We start from the raw sequence: 18,776 nt of genomic DNA on the forward strand, positions 1-18,776 counted from the left end.
TTTTTTTATTGAGTGTCTACCCGGCACAAAGGGTATTGTCTATAAAAATGTACGTAAACGGGGTTTTAACATAGTTTTTATGCTTAAAGTACAGGTGGCACAGTTTTGGCATTTATTAAAACATCAAACCAATCATTATGGAAAATATAGATATCACAACCGCCATATTATTAAAGGCGTTAGACATTGAGTTACGCGAAATGTTAGTGGAAGATTTGCAGCAATTCCGTTTAAAACAAGCTGCTTAATTTATAAATTAATTATCATGGAATACTATCATCAAAACGCGTCAGTTGTGTATACTGATAACAAAGGAAGACAAATTGATACGTTTGTAATATTTGATACCGACCGCCAGACAGGTCTTACCCATATTAACCACGAAAACCTTAAGGTTCCGGCCGATAGGTTGGCTTTACATGCAAAAACTGTATGCCAATATCACTTGCCTATAGATGATGCTTTTAGCTTTGAGATGATAAAGAAGCTGCGTCAAAAGTACGCTGATATCGATCGTAAAGTACGCCGAAAAGAAGCTCCGAAAGAGATGACTAAAATGCTGGTGCTTGCAAAAGCATCATAGTCAACGTTAAATATTTGTAGAGTGCAGTTAATGCACTTGCTTATTCCTTAAAACCCTGGTTTATAGTAAGCCGGGTTTTTATTTACATTAGTTTATTCAAACCAATAAACCAATGGAACGTAGAGAATTTATAGCTGCCGGTGCAATAGCCACGGCCAGTTTAACCATTTTACCTTCGGGCAGCCTTTTTGCAGGTGTGGCAGACAAAGTCAGATTAGGATATATAGGCGTAGGTGCCCGCGGCATGAGCCATATCTCAGCAGCCACACTACGCAATGATGTAGACATAGTAGCCATATGCGATACGCAGGAAAGCTCATTAAAACGCTGCCGCGAATTCATAGCCAAAAAGGGCCGCCCGGCTGCTGCCGAATATACCGGCGGACTGGATGCCTATAAAAAACTATTGGACCGCAAGGATATCGACGCGGTAATAATCGCTACGCCATGGCAGTTTCATCATCCGCAATCTATAGATGCCATGAAGGCCGGCAAATATGTAGGTTGCGAGGTTATTGCCGGCCTAACTGTGCAGGAGCATTGGGACATTGTCAACACATCCGAAAAACAGGGATCCCCTACATGACACTGGAGAATGTATGCTATCGCCGTGATGTAATGGCTACCTTAAATATGGTGCGTAATGGCGTATTTGGCGAGGTACTACATGTTGAGGGGGCTACCAGCATAATCTGCGCGAGGTTTTGTTTACTGATGGGGTTAAATATGGGCCAGAGGCAAGCAGTGAAGCACAATGGCGCACGCAGTTTAACATAGATCAGGTGGGCGACCTTTACCCGACACACGGAGCCGGCCCGGTAATGAATTATATTGATATTAACCGGGGTAACAGGTTTACAAGCATGTCATCCTACACCAGTAAAGCTCGTGGATTGGCGGCTTATGCCAATGAAGTATCGCCAGGCAGTGCGCCATCCAAAATTAACTACAAAAATGGTGATATCACCCAGACTATGATCAACTGCGCCAATGGTGAAACTGTGCTGCTAACGCACGATACGCATTTACCAAGGCCATATTCGTTAGGATTCAGGATAGATGGCACAAAGGGAATTTGGATGGATGTGAACCAAAGCATTTATATCGACCACGAAACTAAACAACATGATATGTGGGAACCGGCTAAAACATGGCTGGATAAATACGATCATCCCCTTTGGAAAAAATACGCCAGCGATGCCGCTGGGGCAGGCCATGGTGGTATGGATTGGTACGTGTTTAACGCGTTTGTGCTGGCGGTTAAACAGAAAAAAACAAACCCCTATTGATGTTTATGACTCAATGACCATGAGCGTGATAGCGCCGTTATCAACCAAATCAATAAAAGAAGGCAATGCTCCACAGGAATTTCCTGACTTTACCCGCGGCAAATGGAAGGCACGCAAAAATACATTCGCTTTAGATGATAGCGGTTTTTAAAGACTTATAAACTTACTTATAATCGCCATTTACTTTACAACTTCCAGCCTGATAGTATCGATATACAATCAGGGATAGTTACAAGGCTGTATCGGCTATTATGATCAACTTCCAAGCTTATTCACAAAAAATCCGGAAGTGCTACCAACACTCCCGGACAATAATATGAGTTAGTTAAAAAGATCCCTGACAGAATCAAATTTATTCACTCAACCTTGCAAAGATATACAATTAAATTTCTCTGTAAAAGTGTAGCTATTACGATATTAGCTGTATTTATTGTTAGAAGATAAAACAGAATAGCTGGTCGTTTTGAATTAGTAATACAAAGGGGGAAGTTGCATGTTGGCAGAAAGATTAACCCGGCTCTTCAACAAAAATTGCTTAAGACTTATTTATGCGGAAGGTTCTTATAAGCCTCGGCCAAATTGTTTTTCAGCAACTGGTTGTCCTGCTTAAGTTTCAAGCCCTTCTCGCCAACCTCAATAGCCTTAGCCCACTGTCTTAATCTATTATAAGCGGCGCAAATATTATTATAGGCTTCGGGGAAGGCGGGCTTTAATTTAATGGCATTTATGCTGGCATCAATACATTGTTGATAACGCGCCGCGTTGTAATAAGATAAGCTTAACGCCGTATTTCTCTGCCGTTGGCGAAGCTTTAACTTGTTCTGCTTCAATATCAATTTTGCTTTTCCCGGTTTCGGCTGCTTTCAGGTATTTTTGCGTTTCTATATTATCGGGCACTAATCGTTGTGTTTGCAGGGCCATTGCATTTAAGGCAGCCCAATTTTCGATATTTTGATAAACGTCCATTAAGGTTATGCGTGCATAAATATTCCCCGGTGATAAGGATATGGCCTGCTGCAAGTTGGTTATGGCTTCAGCATAACGGTGTTGTTGATTTAAAAAGCGACCATAATAAATATAAGCGTCGGGATAATTGGCGCCATAGGCCTGCCCCATTTTAAAATAGTTTTCGGCTAAGACCGGCTGGTCCATTGCGGCTTTTAAAATGCCGAGGTTAACATACAAACTAAAATAACTTGGCAATAACTTTAGCGCGCGGGTATAGTAAATGTTAGCGGTAGCATAATCACCCGTTGCCATTTTGCTGAGCCCATAGTTCATTAAGCCGCGGCCATTGTTGGGGCTTTTTATAGTAACATCATGCCATAGCGTTTCCTCGCTATACCAAACTTGGTTACGTTGCCGGGTAGCATAAGCGCTTGAACCAACCATAATAACTAATACTGTTATGAGCGCTGCTTTGTATTTAGGCGGATAGCTTCTAACCAATAAGGCAACAGCCCAGCTTACACTAATTATAAGGCCCACAAAGGGGAAGAACATCCGGTGGTCATTCAACACCTCGGCCAGTGGGATAATGCTGGACGTAGGCAATAACGCTAAAAAGAACCACAGTATCCCAAAGCTTATTGGCCTTAACTCTTTTTGCGTGAGGTAAAAAAGCTATCATCAACATAACCAAAATAAATGTGGCGCCGGCAATAAAACGCCAGTCGGATATGCCGGGGATTAAACCCCAATCCGAATCCGCACTTAAGCCATTAGGCCAAAAAAGCATCTGGAAGTAATGAGTAATAACAAAGGGTTGGGTTATTAAATATTGTAAAGGGGAGGTGCCGCCGGGCTGCCAGGTTTTTGGGGTAAGATGGTCCTGTAGCCAGTACAAAAATGCACAGCAAATAAAAGCGGGAAGCGTCTTTTTAACAACGGTAAACACGAGTTTGCTAAAAATATCTGTAAGACTTAATTGCTCCTCAAGCAACAAAACGTAGCAAAATAACATCGGCGCAAACATAATTGCGGTTGGCTTGGCTAATGCGCCTATAATTATGGGGATAAGGTATAAATAAGATCTATTGGCCCGTTCTGAGTGCTGATAGATTATAAACGCGGCTACAACCGCTAAGGTAGATTGTAAGTCGGACCGCGCTATAATATAATTAACCGTCTCTGCTATAGCTGGGTGTAATAAGTAAAATGTGGCGGCAATAAGGGCGATGCAGGTGTTGACCTTGGCATCAGAGGCGGACAAATTAAATATCTTCCTGAAAAACCAAACCATTAACAAACCTTGCAACAGGAACAACAGGAAAGTATCCAAGTGAAAAAGAACAGGTAATACCCCCGCCTAACCAGTAGTCAACAGCCAGCGAAGTAGTTACTATTGGCCGGTACGATTGATTTTGCGGTAAAGTGCTGCTGGTACTGCCATCAGTAAAAACAGCGGGATGTTATGGATATTACGGATATAAACATTGTTTTGGATAGTATGCGAATCGTCAAAGTGAAAATCGTTTTGAAAATGATTGGAATAAGTGATGGTACATAACACCATCATTATAAAAATCGCCCACCAAAATTTTCGTTTATCCATAGCTCCCTTTAACGGATGTATCAGTTTGATTCTTCCGTTTGTTTTAACTTTTACTTTTTTGCCTGTGGCGATGTGATATATAAGTTAAAAATAGATAAAAAGGCATTAAAGATGCAAGCTATAGATCAGCAGGATTAGAAACTATCCCGCAGGAAATTCTCTTCGGTATTACAAAACAACGACGAGTAGATCCTCACATCTTTATTATTGGTTTGTAGCCGGCGTTTCATGTGTACTATAGGGTGCGATGTTTTGATATTAAGCAGCGCGCTGATGTTTTTATCGGCATGGATTGCCCAGATCTTTTGCTCGCCTTCGGTTACTTCAATGTTATAAAACTCCTTCAATATTTTAAATAATGAACGGTTTTCAAGGTTCCTTGACGAAAAACGGGGAAGATCAACATTGGTGATGAAGGTTTCTTCGTACAAAACAGGTGTATCATCAATATGCCTTAATCGAGAAAAAAGATGCAGCCATTTTTAATTTCGCTATCATCTATTGTAAAAAAGAAATCGTCGGGCCAGTCTTGCTTAACCGGTTTTTGCAAAATAGATGTAGTTAGCTTTTGGGTACCAATGCCGGCTGTTACACCACTTAATGACAGGATACCCAGACCTGATTTGGGTTGAGAAACGATGCTGCCCTTGCCATGCTTACGGGTAATATAACCCATGTTGGCCAGCGCAGATAACGCCTGCCTGATAGTAACTCTGGTAGTATCGTATGATCGGCAAAGCTCGTTTTCTGAAGGCAGGAGATCGCCGGTTTTATAAGTGCCGTCTTCAATGGCAGCCCTTAGGTCTTCGATTACTTTTTTATATAGGTGAATTACTTCTTTTTACTCATAGATTTAGGCCCGATGTAACTACAAATATAGTAATGTTAAGCTTAAAACACTGTAAACAAGGTTTTAAAAAGTTTAACAAACAACTTGTATATACAAGATAACTTTTATATGTTTGGTTTTTATAAACCGTACCGTCCATTGGCATGCTCAATGTGATAAAATAACTTAGAACATAATATGCAAAGATTGCTTGCTGCTTTTTTATTCTTTACAGTTGTAAGCAATACTCATGCCCAAAATAAAAGATTGCTTAAATATGTCGACCCATATGTTGGTACGGCACCAAGTACTACGTTATCGGCAGGTAAACACGGTGCCGGTACCGAGCAACGGGCTAATACAATCCCGGCTGTAGGCGTACCGTTTGGTATGACACAATGGACACCGCAAACCCAGCGGTTAGAAACCAAATGTGTGCCGCCTTACATTTATCAGGACAGAACGATGAGTGGCTTCAGGGGCACACACTGGCTAAGCGGATCATGCGTGCCCGATTATGGCAGCGTTACCATTATGCCAGTAACTGGTAAATTAGTTACAGCTAACGTGGAAGTATCTGCAGCTTTTTCGCATGCTGACGAAATTACCCGGCCAGATTATTATCGAACCAAATTCACCGATAATGAGTTAGTAACCGAGATAACTGCCACCGCTCGTTGCGGTATCATGCAGTTTACGGCAAGTAAGGACGACAGCCTTTATTTACTGGTTACCCCAAATAGTGACAAAGGCAAAGCGCATATTTATGTTAACCGTTCAGCTAATGAGGTCTCGGGATATAATCCTGCGTATCGCATCTATGTAGGCAGTGGTAAACCTGCGGGTTTTAGCGGTTACTTTGTAATGAGGGTTGAAAGCATCGCGGCTAATGGCGGTGTGTTTACAGGTGATAGTCATTTTGCTGCGGATAGCATTGCGGATAAAAAAGATATCGGCGCTTATCTCGGTTTTAAAGTGACAAAAGGCGAAGTGGTGCGGATAAAAATCGGGACATCATTTACCAGCATCGCGGCAGCAAGAAAAAATTTGGAAACTGAGATACCCGGCTGGGATTTTAATGGTGTACGAGCCAAAGCGGCAGCTGCCGGGAAAAAGCATTAAACAAGATCCGGGTAACGGATGCCGATGAAAAGAACAAGCATATCTTTTACACAGCACTTTTTCATAGTTTGCAAGCACCAAGGTTATATAATGATGTCGAGGGTACTTTCCCGGTATTTGCGCATCAATACCAAACAGCTAAAGTTGAGCCGGGAAAAACTATTATTGCGATATGTCCATGTGGGATATTTACCGTGCCGAGCTGCCGTTGTTGGAAATATTACAGCCTAAGTTGGTAAGCAATATCGTACACTCCTTAATATTAAAAGGACAGCAGGGCGGCTGGATGCCGATATTCCCTATCTGGAACAGCTATACCAGCGCCATGATAGGCGACCACGGCGCGGCATTCATAGCGTCGGCATATTTAAAAGGCATTGCGAATTATGATGTGAAAGAAGCTTACCGTCTGTTGCGCCAAAACGCATTTGAAGTTGCACCAAAGGCCGATTATGAAGAAGGTAAAGGCCGCCGGGCGTTAGGTTCGTACATGAAATATGGCTATATCCCATTGGAAGACCCGGTAGATAATGCACCTCACCGCGGCGAGCAGGTATCGCGCACGTTAGAGTATGCTTATGATGATTACGCGTTAGCAATGCTGGCAAAATCATTAGGACATAAGGCTGATTACGAAGCTTTGTACAATCGCTCAAAAAACTATAAAAACGTAATTGATACCGTTACCGGCCTGGCCCGCGCGAAACATGCAAACGGTAGCTGGATCTCGCCGTTTTATCCCGACAGGAAAACATCCTATATCACCGAAGGTACCCCGCGCCAGTACACTTTTTATGTTCCGCATGATGTTGCCGGGCTGACCAAATTAATGGGCGGAAAAAATAGATTGGAGAGCGCGTTGGATAGTATCTTTATAAAAGATGAATACTGGCACGGTAACGAACCGGGGCATCAAACACCATATCTGTATAACTTTACCAACGCCCCGTGGAAAACGCAACAGGTGGTTGCTAAAATTCGTGAGGAAGAATATACTGATGGCCCCGGCGGCTTAAGCGGTAATGACGACTCGGGCCAGATGAGCGCGTGGTATGTGTTTTCGGCACTGGGCTTTTATCCGGTCGATCCGGTAGCTGACAACTACCAGCTGGGTACGCCGTTATTTAACAGGGCGGTCATTAACCTTGAAAACGGCAGGAAGTTTGTTATCAATGTTACCAAAAATACCCCGTCGGCCATTTATATTAAATCAATCAAACTAAATGGCGCTAACTATAAACAAAGTAGCCTATCTTTCAGGGACATTTCGCACGGCGGAGTGATGAATATTGTACTGTCTGAAAAACATTAAAAATAAGATCAACAACATTATACCTCACAACAACAACATGAAGTCTTACAGATTAAATAGATTATTCAACGGCAAATCGGGCAACTGTTTTGACGTGGCTATCGACCACGGTTTTTTTAACGAATACGCGTTTTTAAACGGGATAGAAAATATCCAAAAAGCGGTTGACGTTTTGGTTGATGCCGCTCCTGATGCGATACAGCTAACCGTGGGCCGGGCGCAATATTTACAGTCGATACCCGGCCGGCACAAACCATCATTGGTGTTACGCACCGATGTTGCCAATGTATACGGTAAAGACCTGCCGCGTGCGCTGTTTAGCCGCATGATTGAAAACCCGGTTGAGCAGGCTTTACGCTTAGATGCAACCTGTGTGGTAGTAAACCTGTTCAGTATCCCCGGTGAGCCAGAGGTGGCCGACCAGTGCATCCAAAACATCCTTAAAATTAAGCCGGTTTGCGAACAATATGCTATGCCGTTAATGATTGAGCCATTGGTTTTTCGTCCGAATACGGAAGCTGGCGGCTATATGGTTGATGGTGATCCATCGAAAATTATCCCACTTGTAAGACAAGGGGTTGAACTGGGTGCTGATATTATAAAAGCCGACCCCACCGATGATGTTACGCAATACCATCGTATTGTTGAGATAGCCGGCAACATCCCGGTGCTGGTACGTGGCGGCGGGAAAGCCAGCGACCAGAAATTATGGACCGCACCTACGGCCTGATGCAGCAGGGTGTTAAAGGAATAGTTTATGGCCGAAATGTTATCCAGCACGCTAACCCTGCCGGTATGACCAAGGCGCTGATGGCTTTAGTGCACGAGGGTGCTAAGCCTGCAGATGTAATGCATTTATTAAAATAAAACATTTGTCATTCTGAGCATAGCGAAGAACTACTCTCTTGAGCATAGCGAAAAATCTGCCAGTATGCTAATAAAGCGCTAACGCCCGGCAGATGCTTCGTTCCTCAGCATGACAAAAGATTAGAAAAATACCATGAAAACAATTAACATTGGAATTATTGGCGGGGGATTGATGGGCCGTGAAGCAGCAAGCGCCTTTGGGCGTTGGTTCGCGCTTAATGATTTCCCGGCGAAAGTGGAGCTGAAAGCGGTTTGTGATTTGAATGAGCAGGTATTGGTCTGGTATAAAAATATATCAAGTGTTGAATTGCTAACTGCCGATTATAAAGAACTGTTAGCACGCGAAGATATAGATGTAGTTTACGTAGCACTGCCGCACAACCTGCATAAAGATTTTTATATAGAAGTATTAGAAGCAGGAAAGGACTTGCTTGCCGAAAAACCTTTCGGTATAGATTTGGAAGCATCATTAGCTATCCGCGATAGAGGTGAAGCGTTGGGGCGTTTTGTAAGATGTAGTTCTGAAATGCCGTTCCTGCCTGGCCCGCAACGGGTTATTGAAGAAGTAAAGTCGGGACGATTGGGTGAGATCATAGAGGTAAAAGCCGGGTTTTTGCACTCAAGCGACACGGATTTTAACAAACCTATTAACTGGAAAAGACAGGTTAAATATTGCGGTGAGATAGGCGTTATGGGCGACCCGGGCATGCACGTTTTACACGTACCCCTGCGCTTAGGCTGGAGGCCGGAACTTGTTTATGCCAACCTGCAAAAAATAGTTACCGAGCGCCCCGATGGCAAAGGCGGCATGGCCGTTTGCGATACGGAACAATGCAACTTTAAACACACAGGTAACTATCGGCGGTAAACAGGTGCCGATGCTGTTAGAAATGAAACGTATAGCGCCGGGAGAAACCAACACCGGTATATTGAAATATTTGGAACCAAAGGTGGCGTGAAATATAGCACTAAGGACACCAAAGCCCTATGGACGTTCAGGATTGAAGGCGACCAGTACTGGCAGCGTACCGACCTTGGTTTTAAAGGTGTTCCGTTCCCGGTAATTACAGGTGGTATTTTTGAGCCGGGCTTTGCCGATTGTTTTATGCAGATGCTGGCAGGTTATGTGGCCGAACGCGAGGGATTCTTAAACGGCCGCTTTGGTTGTGTAACACCTGATGAAGCCGTTGCCAGTCATTATGTTTTTGATGCAGCTTTAAAATCGTTTGCAAATAGTTCGGTAGAGAAAATTGAATATCAACAACAACCGGTATGAAAAGATCAGAGATCAATAAAGCTATTGTAACCTCGGGCCAGTTTTTTAAGAAGAATTGCTGGGTGCTGCCGCCAAACCCAAAATGGGATGTTACCGATTTTGGCACGGGCGATTTTAAAAGATACGGACTGATACTAATCAACCTGGCCGAGGAAGCCGAGTATTGCGAGAAACTGATGTATGCCGCCAAGGGACAGACCACTCCGGCACATACCCATAAAAAAAAAAAGAAGGAAGATATTATTTGCCGTACCGGCGAATTGATAATTGAGCTGTGGTCGCAAAGCCCTGCTGAGGGTGAAGCAGGCACAGCGTTCCAAATGAAAGTTAACGGCCAGTTTAAAACAATCCAGTCAGGATCAAAGCTTAAATTACAAGCCGGCGAGCGCATAACTATTGAGCCGGGCATATGGCATGCGTTTTACCCGGGGAGTGATGAATGCATTATCGGCGAAGTATCTACCGCTAATGACGACCTTAACGATAACTTTTTGCCGACCCCAACATTGGCCGTTATGCCGAAATTGATGAGGACGAGGTACCGATAGTTAAACTGCTAAGCGATAAATAAGCTATGAAAAACGGCATTTTAGTCGGCGGCAACTGGATAGTTGACTATGTAAAGTTGATAGATGTTTTCCCTGAGGAAGAAAAGCTGGTAAACATCTTGTCCGAAAGCAGTTGTAATGGCGGCTCGGCCTATAATGTTATTATGGACCTTTGGAAACTGCAGGCAAACTTCCCGCTCAGCGGCGTGGGTTTGGTGGGCGATGATGATCGCGGTAACCAGATCATCAGCCATTGTCAAAGCCTTGGCATCAACACTACCCAGATAGGCCAGACTAACCAGACGCATACATCCTATACAGATGTAATGAGCGTTAGGGTTACAGGCAAACGCACTTTCTTTCATCAGCGCGGGGCAAATGCGCTGCTGGATATTGAACACTTTGATTTCGCTATATCCAACGATAAGATCTTTCATTTAGGCTATCTGCTGTTACTTGACCAATTAGATATTATTGAGGCTGACGGCACAACACGGGCCTCAAAAGTTTTAAGGAAAGCCAAACAATATGGCCTGCTTACTTCGGTTGATATTGTAAGCGAGCGGTCGGACAGGTTCAAGGATGTAATACCCTCATCGCTGCCGTATGTTGATTATTTGTTTGTTAATGAATACGAAGCCGGCATGATAACCGGAGTTAAAACCATTGGTCCGGGTGGCAAAATCATAATTAAAGGTTGCTACGACGCTGCTTTAGCGCTGTTGGGTATGGGTGTAAATGAATGGGTTATCCTGCATTTTCCCGAGGGGGTTGTCGCCATCAGTAAAGCTGGAGACTCGCATTTTCAACCCAGCATACAGGTACCCGCGGCTAAGGTGGCCGGAGCTTCCGGAGCCGGTGATGCCTTTGCAGCTGGCGTATTAATAGGTGTACATAACAACCAGGACATGAAGGAATGTTTGGAGCTGGGTGTTGGCGCCGCGGCTTCAAGTTTATTTGAATCTACATCGTCAGATGGGGTGTTGCCTTCGGCCGAATGCCTTAAATTAGCCGGGCTTTATGGTTATCGCGACGCCATCTGATAAGAAACCTGAAAAATAATATTAGCGCCTGCCGGATGAATGCCTTAAATTAGCCGGCTTTAAGGTATCGTAATCGCTGAAATAAACCTGAGAGAATAGTGGAGTCTGCAATTGGTAAATTACTTGAGGGCATATTACCTGCCGAAAGGATCAAAACCGATTTGATCGACCTGGTTGCGTCCGCATCTGACGCCGGGTTTTATTACCTGCGCCCAAAAGCGGTAGTGCTTCCAAAATCCGAAGAGGAAGTAATTAACCTGCTGGCTTTTTCCGTGCAGCACCAAATCCCAATTACATTTAGAACCGCCGGGACCAGCTTATCCGGTCAATCCATTACCGATGGTATTTTGGTTGACTTGAGCCAGCATTGGAACAACATCACCATTGAAAATAACGGCGATACCGTGCGGGTAAAACCCGGTGCTATTGGTGCTAATGTCAACACTTATCTAAAAAAGTACGGCCGTAAAATAGGCCCCGACCCGGCAAGTATAAATGCTGCCATGATGGGCGGCATCCTGTCAAACAACGCCAGCGGGATGTGTTGCGGTGTGAGCAAAAACTCTTATCATACCGTAAAATATATCCGCTTTATATTGCCTGACGGTAAGACCTATACTACCGAATCGGCAATTGATTATGAGCGGTTTAAAATCGAATCGGAAGGATTATATGAACAGTTAGCAGTTCTTCGTACACAGATTATTAGTAACCCCGAAGTTCATGATAAGATCCGCAGGAAATACCAGACCAAGAACACGGTAGGCTATTCGGTAAACGCCTTCATTGATTTTGAGGAGCCGATGGATATACTGGCGCATCTGCTAATAGGCGCAGAAGGAACATTAGGCTTTATAGCCGAAGCGGTTTTAAATACCGTAAACGATTACCCCGAGAAGCTAACAGCGATGCTGTATTTCACGGATATCTATTCGGCTTGTAAAGCTATTACACCGCTTACTATTTCGGGCGCGGCTGCTGTTGAGTTGATGGACAGGGCGTCGCTGCAATCTATAGAAAACATAGAAGGCATGCCTGCTATCATTAAAACCCTGCCCGAAAGCGCGGCAGCTTTATTGGTAGAGTACCTGGGCAATACGCAGGAAGAGTTGAAAGTGCAAATGGATAGTTTTTTAGCTATCGCTGATGACCTTTCACTATTAGAGAATGCCGCTTTTACTGCTGTGCCATATGAGCAGGCCCTGTTTTGGAAAGTGCGTAAAGGCATGTTCCCGGCGGTAGGTGCGGTGAGGGCAAGCGGTACAACGGTGATATTGGAAGATATTGCTTTCCCGGTTGATAGCACGGGGGATGCTATTTCTGACCTTCAATTGTTGTTTAAAAACATAATTATACCCGGGCCATTATTTTCGGCCATGCTAAGGATGGCAACATCCACTTTGTAGTTACCCAAGCATTTGATACCCCGGCCGAAGTGGAGCGATACCGTACTTTCTTACAGGAAGTGGTTGACCCGGTAGTAAACAAATATGGCGGCGCATTAAAAGCCGAGCATGGCACCGGCCGCAATATGGCGCCGTTTGTTGAAACCGAATGGGGTGGCGAGATTTACCGGGTAATGAAAACCGTTAAGGAAATCATCGATCCTGAAAATTTACTTAACCCGGGCGTAATTATTAATGCCGATAAACAGGCACACATTAAAAACCTGAAGGACCTGCCGCAGGTTGAAGAAGAGGTCGACCGTTGTATTGAATGTGGTTTTTGCGAACATAAATGCCCGAGCCGCGACATAACCCTTACCCCCGGAAACGCATTGTAGTGCGCCGCGAATTGCGCAAGCTTAAAATAGAAGGTAATGCTGCGCAACACGCCGAACTGCTTGACCAATACCAATACGAGGGGCTTGATACCTGCGCCGTTGATGGCCTTTGTGCCACCGCCTGCCCTGTAGATATAAATACCGGTGATCTGGTAAAACGCCTGCGCCGTGAAAATCACTCGGCAACCGAAAATAGCCTGGCTTTGTTTACCGCTAAGAATTTTAGAGGTGTTTACCGCGCGGTTAAGTTTGCTTTGGCATCGGGTGTGCTCATCAATAAGATCTTTGGGGCAAAGGCCATGTTTAACCTTACCAAAGGTTTGCGTGGCATCATCCCGAGTTTCCCGTTGTGGTCCAATCAATTGGCAAGGGCGGGTAGTATACCACGCAGTAACGTTATTACAGGCAATAGCAATTCTGTAGTTTATTTCCCGGCATGTATCTCACGCGCCATGGGCGAGCCTGTTCCGGGTCAAAAGGGTGTTATGCAAACTTTTATGGATGTATCGGCCAAGGCTAATATCAATGTCATCATCCCTAAGAATATAGAGCAGAATTGCTGCGGGCAGATCTATTCATCCAAAGGATTTAAAGACGCCTATACCTATACGGTTAATGAAACTGTAAGTAAGCTTTGGGAGGTGACCTTAGCCGGTAAATACCCGGTTGTACTGGATATTACATCTTGTACCCAAACACTTACACATTGCCGCCCTGCATTGACCGACGAGAACAAACAAAAATTTGATGCGCTTACCATCATCGATAGCGTTACCTATATTCATGACTATGTGCTGCCAAACATCAGCATAATTAAAAAGAAGGATCATATTGTGCTGCACCCGGTTTGCTCCTTGCAAAAATGCCGGGGTTAGAAACCCAGTTCTCTAAAATAGCCAAATCGTTTGCTAACGATGTTAACCTGCCTGTATTTGCCGGATGCTGTGGTATGGCCGGCGACAGAGGTTTCTTGCATCCCGAGCTAACCTACTGTGCCACCCGGCCCGAAGCCACCGAAGTTAAAGCGGATAGTTTCGACGGCTATTATTCCTCATCAAAAACCTGCGAGATAGCCTTGTCTGACGCTGTGGGTAAAAGCTACCACTCTATATTGATGCTGGTTGATGAGTGTACTATGTAGCAAATTGTCGCATTTGCCCCTTTAAATTGTCCAGAGTTATATCGTGTTTATTTGCAGGATAGTGTAGGTTTGTTTTGCTAACCGTCAACAACATGAAAACCATTCTCGACAAAACCACCCGCGACGAACTCATAGCCCGGGCCAGAACTTTAAATGTATCCAGTAAACCGCAATGGGGTAAAATGAGCATAGACCAAATGCTTAAACACGCTATCCTGGCTGATGAGATGTATTTGGGCAAAAAGTTTACAAGCGCCACTTTTTAGGCTACCTGCTGGGAAAATATATATTAAAGGCCATGTTAAAAGATGAAGCACCGATGAGGCGTGATGCCAAAACCAGCCCTGAGTTTATAGTGACCGAAACCGGCGGTAATGTCGAGGTAGAGAAGGCTAAATGGATAAGTACGCTTGAAAAATATGCCAATTACGATAAACCCGAATTTACGCATTGGTTCTTCGGTAAAATGACGAAGGAACAGGTTGGACAGCTTGCTTATAAGCATGTCGATCATCACTTAAGACAATTTAATAGTTAGCCCGTAGTTACCGCCATAACCGTTATATTTGTTAACGGTATATGGCAAATATTTTTTAGTTGAAGACGAAGAACGCGTAGCCGCGTTAGTAAAAAAGGCGCTCGAAGAGGGTGGTCATTCTGTCGAGATCATTCCTGATGGTGCCGAAGCCATCCGTAAATTCGCGCTTAGGCCCTATGATCTGGCAATCCTCGATATCATGTTGCCGTATGTATCGGGCATCGAAGTTTGCCGCCATATCCGTCAAAAAATAAAACTATCCCGGTTTTGATGCTTACCGCGCTGGATAGCGTGGATGATAAAGTAACCGGGCTTAATACCGGTGCCGATGACTACCTGGTAAAACCGTTCCATTTAAAAGAGCTGCAAGCAAGGGTTGATGCATTGTTAAGGCGCAACGCCCCCGATGCGGAACCCATAATTACTTTAGGTACCATCACCCTAAATACGGCTAACAATACGGTTGAGCGTGAGAGTAAAAAAATAATCCTTACTACCAAAGAATGTGCTTTGCTGGAGTTGTTAATGCATAACAATGATAAGATCCTGTCGCGCCAAACCATTGCCGAAAAGGTATGGGGCATCTCTTTTGATACCGGTACCAACGTGGTTGATGTATATGTTAACTACCTGCGTAATAAAATTGACAAAGGTTTCGATGAGAAGTATATCCATACGGTTGTAGGCAAAGGCTACATCTTTAAAACAGAAGTTTAGGTGAAAATAAAAGACAGGCTTTCGCTTTACTTTACGCTGGTCGGCTCGGGGATCTTGCTGGCCGTAATGGTATCGTTATATATCTCTGTTTATACTATAGTCCGCAACGACTTTTATACGCATTTAAATGACCGGGCAAATGTTGCCGCGCAGGTTTATTTAAAGGCCGATGAGATAAGTCCCGACTCGTTAACCCGGTACGCAACCGTTTCTTTAAAAACCTGCATGGCGAAGTAACCCGTATTTATGACGACCGTAACAGTGCGGCATTTATTAAGGATGATGAGCAGTACTGGCAGGAGAAAACCATAAAGAATGTAAGGCGATATAAGCACTGGAGTATGCCCATCAAGACCGGCAGATAGTAGGCAATTACTATAAGGATAACCAGGGCAATTTCGTTATTCTTGTTTCGGCAGTTGATCAAACCGGGAAGCGGCAGTTAGACTCGATTTTAGAGGCTATGATCGTGGTATTTTTAATAGTAACCATAACCTTATTTTTAGTAAGCCGGTGGCTGGCCCAAAGTACCTTATCGCCCATAAAAAGCGTAGTAAGGCAAATGCAGCTCATCAAATCAACCAACTTGCACCTGCGGGTAGATGAAGGTAAGGGAAAGGACGAAATAACCGAACTGGCCAGTAATTTTAATCGATTACTGGAACATTTAGAAAACGCATTTGAGCTGCAACGAACTTATGTAGCTAACGCCTCGCACGAGCTACGTACCCCCATAACCAGCATTATCGGTGAAGTAGAACTGGCCCTGAATAAAGAACGCAGCCCCGAAGAAACAAAAAAACGCTGCAACTGGTGTTAGAAGAATCAATAAGATTACGCGATACCATATCAGGGCTGATGGAGCTTGCCCAGGTTGACATGGATTACACCATAGCCCAACAAAGCCCTATAAGGATGGATGAACTGCTATGGGATGTGCAAGCCTATTGGGTTAACAAAGCGGGCGCAGATGCGCTGCAAATAAATATTGAGCATATGCCTGATGATGAAGCGATGTTAACCATCCCGGCTAATTATCAGTTGCTATTTATTGCGTTAAATAATTTAATTGGGAATGCCTTTAAATTCTCCAATCAACAACCGGTTAAGTGTAATTTTTTTGCGGATGAAACGGCGATCCGAATGCAAATCATTGATTCCGGAATAGGGATCCCGAAGGAAGATCTAAACCTGGTTTTTAAATCATTTTACCGGGCAACCAACTCGCACAATTTTGTAGGTAGCGGTATTGGTTTATACGTTACCCAGAAAATCATCCAGCTATTTAAAGGTACGCTTCAGGTTGAATCTGTCGAAGGCCGGGGCACCGCCATCACCATAAAATTTAACCGGAATTAAAATTCTAATATCATTCTAATTTAAGCCAACTGAGCAAGGGGTAATTTTGGCGCTTTAGAATAAATATGCGTTTTAAAGTTCTTTTTGTAATACCCCTGTTAATTTTTACATCAGCGCTGAAGGCACAAGGCCCGGCTGATACCTTGGCATTAACTTTCCAGGGTGCCGAGAAACAGTTTTTGGCAAATAACCTTGAACTGCTTGCGCAGAAATATAATATTGATGCCTCAAAAGCTTTAATTACACAAGCAAAACTTTGGGATAACCCAACCTTAAGCACCGATCAGAATATTTATGACGGGGGCAGCAAAAAGTTCTTTTATCATAACAGCAATTTAGGGCAGGTATTTGTACAACTTAGCCGGTGTTTACTACCGCCGGCAAACGGGGTAAACAGGTACAGGTAGCCAAAGACAATGCACAGGTACAGGAAGCTGCGTTTAATGACCTGATGCGTAACCTGCGTTATAATCTGCAATTGGATTTTGCCCAGCTTTCTACCCTGATTGAACAAGGTAAAGTTTACCAGTTAGAGATCAACTCGGCAACCAATTTAGTTAACGGGATCAAAAATCGTTTGATGCCGGTAATACTTCCATGAAGGACCTGGTGCGGTTAAAGGCTTTATTGTTTGGACTGCAAAACGACAGGATAGAAAACAGCAGGCAGATAAACGACCTGCAAACAGAACTAAAAACATTATTAGGCGCTAACGAAACCGCCTATATCAATCCTATTAATACTGATCAACAACAACGCCAATCGACGGGGCTGGATATTCCGGCCCTGATCGAGCTGGCAAAAGCTAACCGTGCCGATTACTTGTCCAACCAATACCAGCTTAACTCGGCCACGCATGATCTGGCCTACCAAAAAGCTTTAGCCGTGCCTGATATAACTGTGGGGGTAGCTTATGACAAAAACAGCAGCTACGCGCCAAATTATTACGGTTTGCAAATAGGGCTGCCATTGCCATTCTTTAACCGGAACCGGGGTAATATCAAATCTGCAACCTATAATATAAAAAGCCAGGAAAGCACCCTGAAAAGCAGCGAAGCGCGCCTTAAAAACGAGGTCGTATCGGCAGTAAGGCAATACCAGCTAACACAGGAACTCTTCTCGACCCAGCAAACAACTTTTAATGAACAATATGATAAGTTGTTTAACAACATGCTTAAAAGCTTTAAAGAACGCCAGATAGGCTTAGTGGAGTTTGTGGACTTCTTTGACACTTATAAAGACACCAAACTAAAATTACTGCAACAGCAAAACAGCCTGCAAAAGGCCATTGCCGATTTAAATTTTGCCACCGGGACAACTATAATAAAACCTTAACAAACTATTGATAATATACAGAATAATGAAAAGAGAAACGTTTTTGATCGGCATCTCGGGCCTGATGCTTTTGGCCGCATGTAAACAAAAACAGGTGGACGTGCCCGAAAGTAAACAGGTATGTATAAGCGACTCATTACAAAAAATGATAACAATTGATACCGCCAAAACCAGCACCATGAAGGATGAGCTCAGCCTTTCGGGCGAGGTGTCAAGCGATGATAATAATGTGGTGAAGGTGTTCCCGTTTTCAAGCGGGCAGGTTACATCGGTAAAGGTATCACTGGGTGACCGTGTAGAAAAAGGACAAACCCCTGGCTATAATGCGCAGCGCGGACGTGGCCGGTAATTATACCGATCTCTCATCAACCCAAGCGGACGTCGCTATTGCCAAACGTCAATTGGATCAGGCCGAGTCACTATATAAAAACGGGATCTCGAGCGAGCGCGATTTTACCGAAGCCAAAGAGAACTATAACA

General features: G+C 43.9%; 29 protein-coding genes and 2 pseudogenes. 26 read left to right on the top strand and 5 right to left on the bottom strand.

Annotated elements, in window-relative coordinates:
- The first annotated feature begins 265 nt into the window (after nt 1-265).
- Both HK413_RS03425 and HK413_RS03430 read left to right on the top strand, forming a co-directional pair.
- The gene (locus HK413_RS03425) at nt 266-583 is read left to right on the top strand and encodes a hypothetical protein (RefSeq protein WP_175269150.1); all 318 of its coding nucleotides are present in this window, start codon (nt 266-268) and stop codon (nt 581-583) included.
- 112 nt (nt 584-695) lie between these two features.
- Nucleotides 696-2,023: pseudogene (locus HK413_RS03430) on the top strand (Gfo/Idh/MocA family protein).
- Between the two features lie 584 nt (nt 2,024-2,607).
- Here HK413_RS03430 and HK413_RS03435 read toward each other — a convergent pair.
- The 5 genes from HK413_RS03435 to HK413_RS19210 form a co-directional block, all read right to left on the bottom strand.
- Nucleotides 2,608-3,426: a hypothetical protein gene (locus tag HK413_RS03435; protein WP_175269151.1), complete on the bottom strand. Its 819-nt coding sequence runs from the start codon at nt 3,424-3,426 to the stop codon at nt 2,608-2,610.
- Entirely contained in the window at nt 3,383-4,153 is a 771-nt protein-coding gene (locus tag HK413_RS03440; protein WP_175269152.1) for a hypothetical protein, read from the bottom strand. Before HK413_RS03440 ends, HK413_RS03435 begins: the two co-directional genes overlap by 44 nt.
- Nucleotides 4,154-4,213: 60 nt before the next feature.
- Nucleotides 4,214-4,426, bottom strand: coding sequence for a hypothetical protein (locus tag HK413_RS03445; RefSeq protein WP_175269153.1), 213 nt, complete (start codon nt 4,424-4,426; stop codon nt 4,214-4,216).
- A gap of 134 nt (nt 4,427-4,560) precedes the next feature.
- Entirely contained in the window at nt 4,561-4,857 is a 297-nt protein-coding gene (locus HK413_RS03450; protein WP_175269154.1) for a UTRA domain-containing protein, read from the bottom strand.
- 23 nt (nt 4,858-4,880) lie between these two features.
- Nucleotides 4,881-5,258: a GntR family transcriptional regulator gene (locus HK413_RS19210; RefSeq protein ID WP_175269162.1), complete on the bottom strand. Its 378-nt coding sequence runs from the start codon at nt 5,256-5,258 to the stop codon at nt 4,881-4,883.
- 195 nt (nt 5,259-5,453) lie between these two features.
- Between HK413_RS19210 and HK413_RS14655 the strand changes: the two genes are divergently transcribed.
- The 24 genes and pseudogenes from HK413_RS14655 (at nt 5,454) to HK413_RS03520 (ending at nt 18,645) form a co-directional block, all read left to right on the top strand.
- Entirely contained in the window at nt 5,454-6,377 is a 924-nt protein-coding gene (locus HK413_RS14655) for a hypothetical protein (protein ID WP_217452019.1), read from the top strand.
- A 41-nt stretch (nt 6,378-6,418) separates the two neighbouring features.
- Nucleotides 6,419-6,616 carry a hypothetical protein gene (locus HK413_RS19215; RefSeq protein ID WP_317169247.1) on the top strand — a complete coding sequence of 66 codons (198 nt, stop codon included), beginning with the start codon at nt 6,419-6,421 and terminating at the stop codon, nt 6,614-6,616.
- Nucleotides 6,556-7,689 carry a glycoside hydrolase family 92 protein gene (locus tag HK413_RS14665; RefSeq protein ID WP_217452020.1) on the top strand — a complete coding sequence of 378 codons (1,134 nt, stop codon included), beginning with the start codon at nt 6,556-6,558 and terminating at the stop codon, nt 7,687-7,689. The genes HK413_RS19215 and HK413_RS14665 overlap by 61 nt, the downstream gene beginning before the upstream one ends.
- Nucleotides 7,690-7,726: 37 nt before the next feature.
- Nucleotides 7,727-8,419 (top strand): class I fructose-bisphosphate aldolase, encoded by a 693-nt coding sequence (locus HK413_RS03465; RefSeq protein ID WP_217452021.1) that lies wholly within the window; start codon nt 7,727-7,729, stop codon nt 8,417-8,419.
- Nucleotides 8,398-8,556, top strand: coding sequence for a hypothetical protein (locus HK413_RS14670; RefSeq protein ID WP_217452022.1), 159 nt, complete (start codon nt 8,398-8,400; stop codon nt 8,554-8,556). Before HK413_RS03465 ends, HK413_RS14670 begins: the two co-directional genes overlap by 22 nt.
- 133 nt (nt 8,557-8,689) lie before the next feature.
- A complete protein-coding gene (locus HK413_RS14675) occupies nt 8,690-9,424 on the top strand; it encodes a Gfo/Idh/MocA family protein (protein WP_217452023.1) in 735 nt (244 codons plus the stop codon).
- Between the two features lie 87 nt (nt 9,425-9,511).
- Nucleotides 9,512-9,832: a hypothetical protein gene (locus HK413_RS14680; protein ID WP_217452024.1), complete on the top strand. Its 321-nt coding sequence runs from the start codon at nt 9,512-9,514 to the stop codon at nt 9,830-9,832.
- Nucleotides 9,829-10,380, top strand: a complete 552-nt coding sequence (locus tag HK413_RS03475; protein ID WP_217452025.1) for a D-lyxose/D-mannose family sugar isomerase — start codon at nt 9,829-9,831, stop codon at nt 10,378-10,380. Before HK413_RS14680 ends, HK413_RS03475 begins: the two co-directional genes overlap by 4 nt.
- 26 nt (nt 10,381-10,406) lie before the next feature.
- The gene (locus tag HK413_RS03480; protein WP_175269155.1) at nt 10,407-11,423 is read left to right on the top strand and encodes a carbohydrate kinase family protein; all 1,017 of its coding nucleotides are present in this window, start codon (nt 10,407-10,409) and stop codon (nt 11,421-11,423) included.
- Nucleotides 11,424-11,521: 98 nt separating this feature from the next.
- Nucleotides 11,522-12,829, top strand: a complete 1,308-nt coding sequence (locus HK413_RS16470; RefSeq protein WP_317169244.1) for an FAD-binding oxidoreductase — start codon at nt 11,522-11,524, stop codon at nt 12,827-12,829.
- Nucleotides 12,817-13,206, top strand: coding sequence for an FAD-linked oxidase C-terminal domain-containing protein (locus HK413_RS19220; RefSeq protein ID WP_317169248.1), 390 nt, complete (start codon nt 12,817-12,819; stop codon nt 13,204-13,206). Before HK413_RS16470 ends, HK413_RS19220 begins: the two co-directional genes overlap by 13 nt.
- Nucleotides 13,161-14,081 carry a (Fe-S)-binding protein gene (locus HK413_RS16475; RefSeq protein ID WP_246229649.1) on the top strand — a complete coding sequence of 307 codons (921 nt, stop codon included), beginning with the start codon at nt 13,161-13,163 and terminating at the stop codon, nt 14,079-14,081. Before HK413_RS19220 ends, HK413_RS16475 begins: the two co-directional genes overlap by 46 nt.
- Entirely contained in the window at nt 14,069-14,347 is a 279-nt protein-coding gene (locus tag HK413_RS16480; RefSeq protein WP_246229651.1) for a hypothetical protein, read from the top strand. The genes HK413_RS16475 and HK413_RS16480 overlap by 13 nt, the downstream gene beginning before the upstream one ends.
- A 92-nt stretch (nt 14,348-14,439) precedes the next feature.
- Nucleotides 14,440-14,613, top strand: coding sequence for a hypothetical protein (locus HK413_RS14685; RefSeq protein ID WP_217452026.1), 174 nt, complete (start codon nt 14,440-14,442; stop codon nt 14,611-14,613).
- 20 nt (nt 14,614-14,633) lie between these two features.
- Complete coding sequence (locus tag HK413_RS14690) at nt 14,634-14,885, top strand: DUF1569 domain-containing protein (RefSeq protein WP_317169249.1); 252 nt, start codon at nt 14,634-14,636, stop codon at nt 14,883-14,885.
- Between the two features lie 28 nt (nt 14,886-14,913).
- Nucleotides 14,914-15,203, top strand: a pseudogene (locus HK413_RS16485) (response regulator); the annotation flags it as partial.
- A gap of 207 nt (nt 15,204-15,410) precedes the next feature.
- On the top strand, nt 15,411-15,602 hold the full coding sequence (locus HK413_RS16490; protein WP_246229660.1) for a winged helix-turn-helix domain-containing protein: 192 nt from the start codon (nt 15,411-15,413) through the stop codon (nt 15,600-15,602).
- Nucleotides 15,603-15,839 (top strand): hypothetical protein, encoded by a 237-nt coding sequence (locus HK413_RS16495; RefSeq protein ID WP_246229653.1) that lies wholly within the window; start codon nt 15,603-15,605, stop codon nt 15,837-15,839.
- Between the two features lie 226 nt (nt 15,840-16,065).
- Nucleotides 16,066-16,422, top strand: a complete 357-nt coding sequence (locus tag HK413_RS16500; RefSeq protein ID WP_246229655.1) for a HAMP domain-containing protein — start codon at nt 16,066-16,068, stop codon at nt 16,420-16,422.
- Nucleotides 16,416-16,961 carry a sensor histidine kinase gene (locus HK413_RS20630; RefSeq protein WP_317169245.1) on the top strand — a complete coding sequence of 182 codons (546 nt, stop codon included), beginning with the start codon at nt 16,416-16,418 and terminating at the stop codon, nt 16,959-16,961. The genes HK413_RS16500 and HK413_RS20630 overlap by 7 nt, the downstream gene beginning before the upstream one ends.
- A gap of 65 nt (nt 16,962-17,026) precedes the next feature.
- Nucleotides 17,027-17,368 carry a TolC family protein gene (locus HK413_RS03505; protein ID WP_175269156.1) on the top strand — a complete coding sequence of 114 codons (342 nt, stop codon included), beginning with the start codon at nt 17,027-17,029 and terminating at the stop codon, nt 17,366-17,368.
- On the top strand, nt 17,326-17,562 hold the full coding sequence (locus tag HK413_RS03510) for a hypothetical protein (protein WP_175269157.1): 237 nt from the start codon (nt 17,326-17,328) through the stop codon (nt 17,560-17,562). Before HK413_RS03505 ends, HK413_RS03510 begins: the two co-directional genes overlap by 43 nt.
- Nucleotides 17,559-18,296, top strand: a complete 738-nt coding sequence (locus HK413_RS03515) for a TolC family protein (RefSeq protein WP_175269158.1) — start codon at nt 17,559-17,561, stop codon at nt 18,294-18,296. The genes HK413_RS03510 and HK413_RS03515 overlap by 4 nt, the downstream gene beginning before the upstream one ends.
- A 25-nt stretch (nt 18,297-18,321) precedes the next feature.
- Complete coding sequence (locus HK413_RS03520; protein WP_175269159.1) at nt 18,322-18,645, top strand: hypothetical protein; 324 nt, start codon at nt 18,322-18,324, stop codon at nt 18,643-18,645.
- The last annotated feature ends 131 nt before the right edge of the window (nt 18,646-18,776 follow it).

This window comes from Mucilaginibacter humi, from assembly GCF_013087555.1.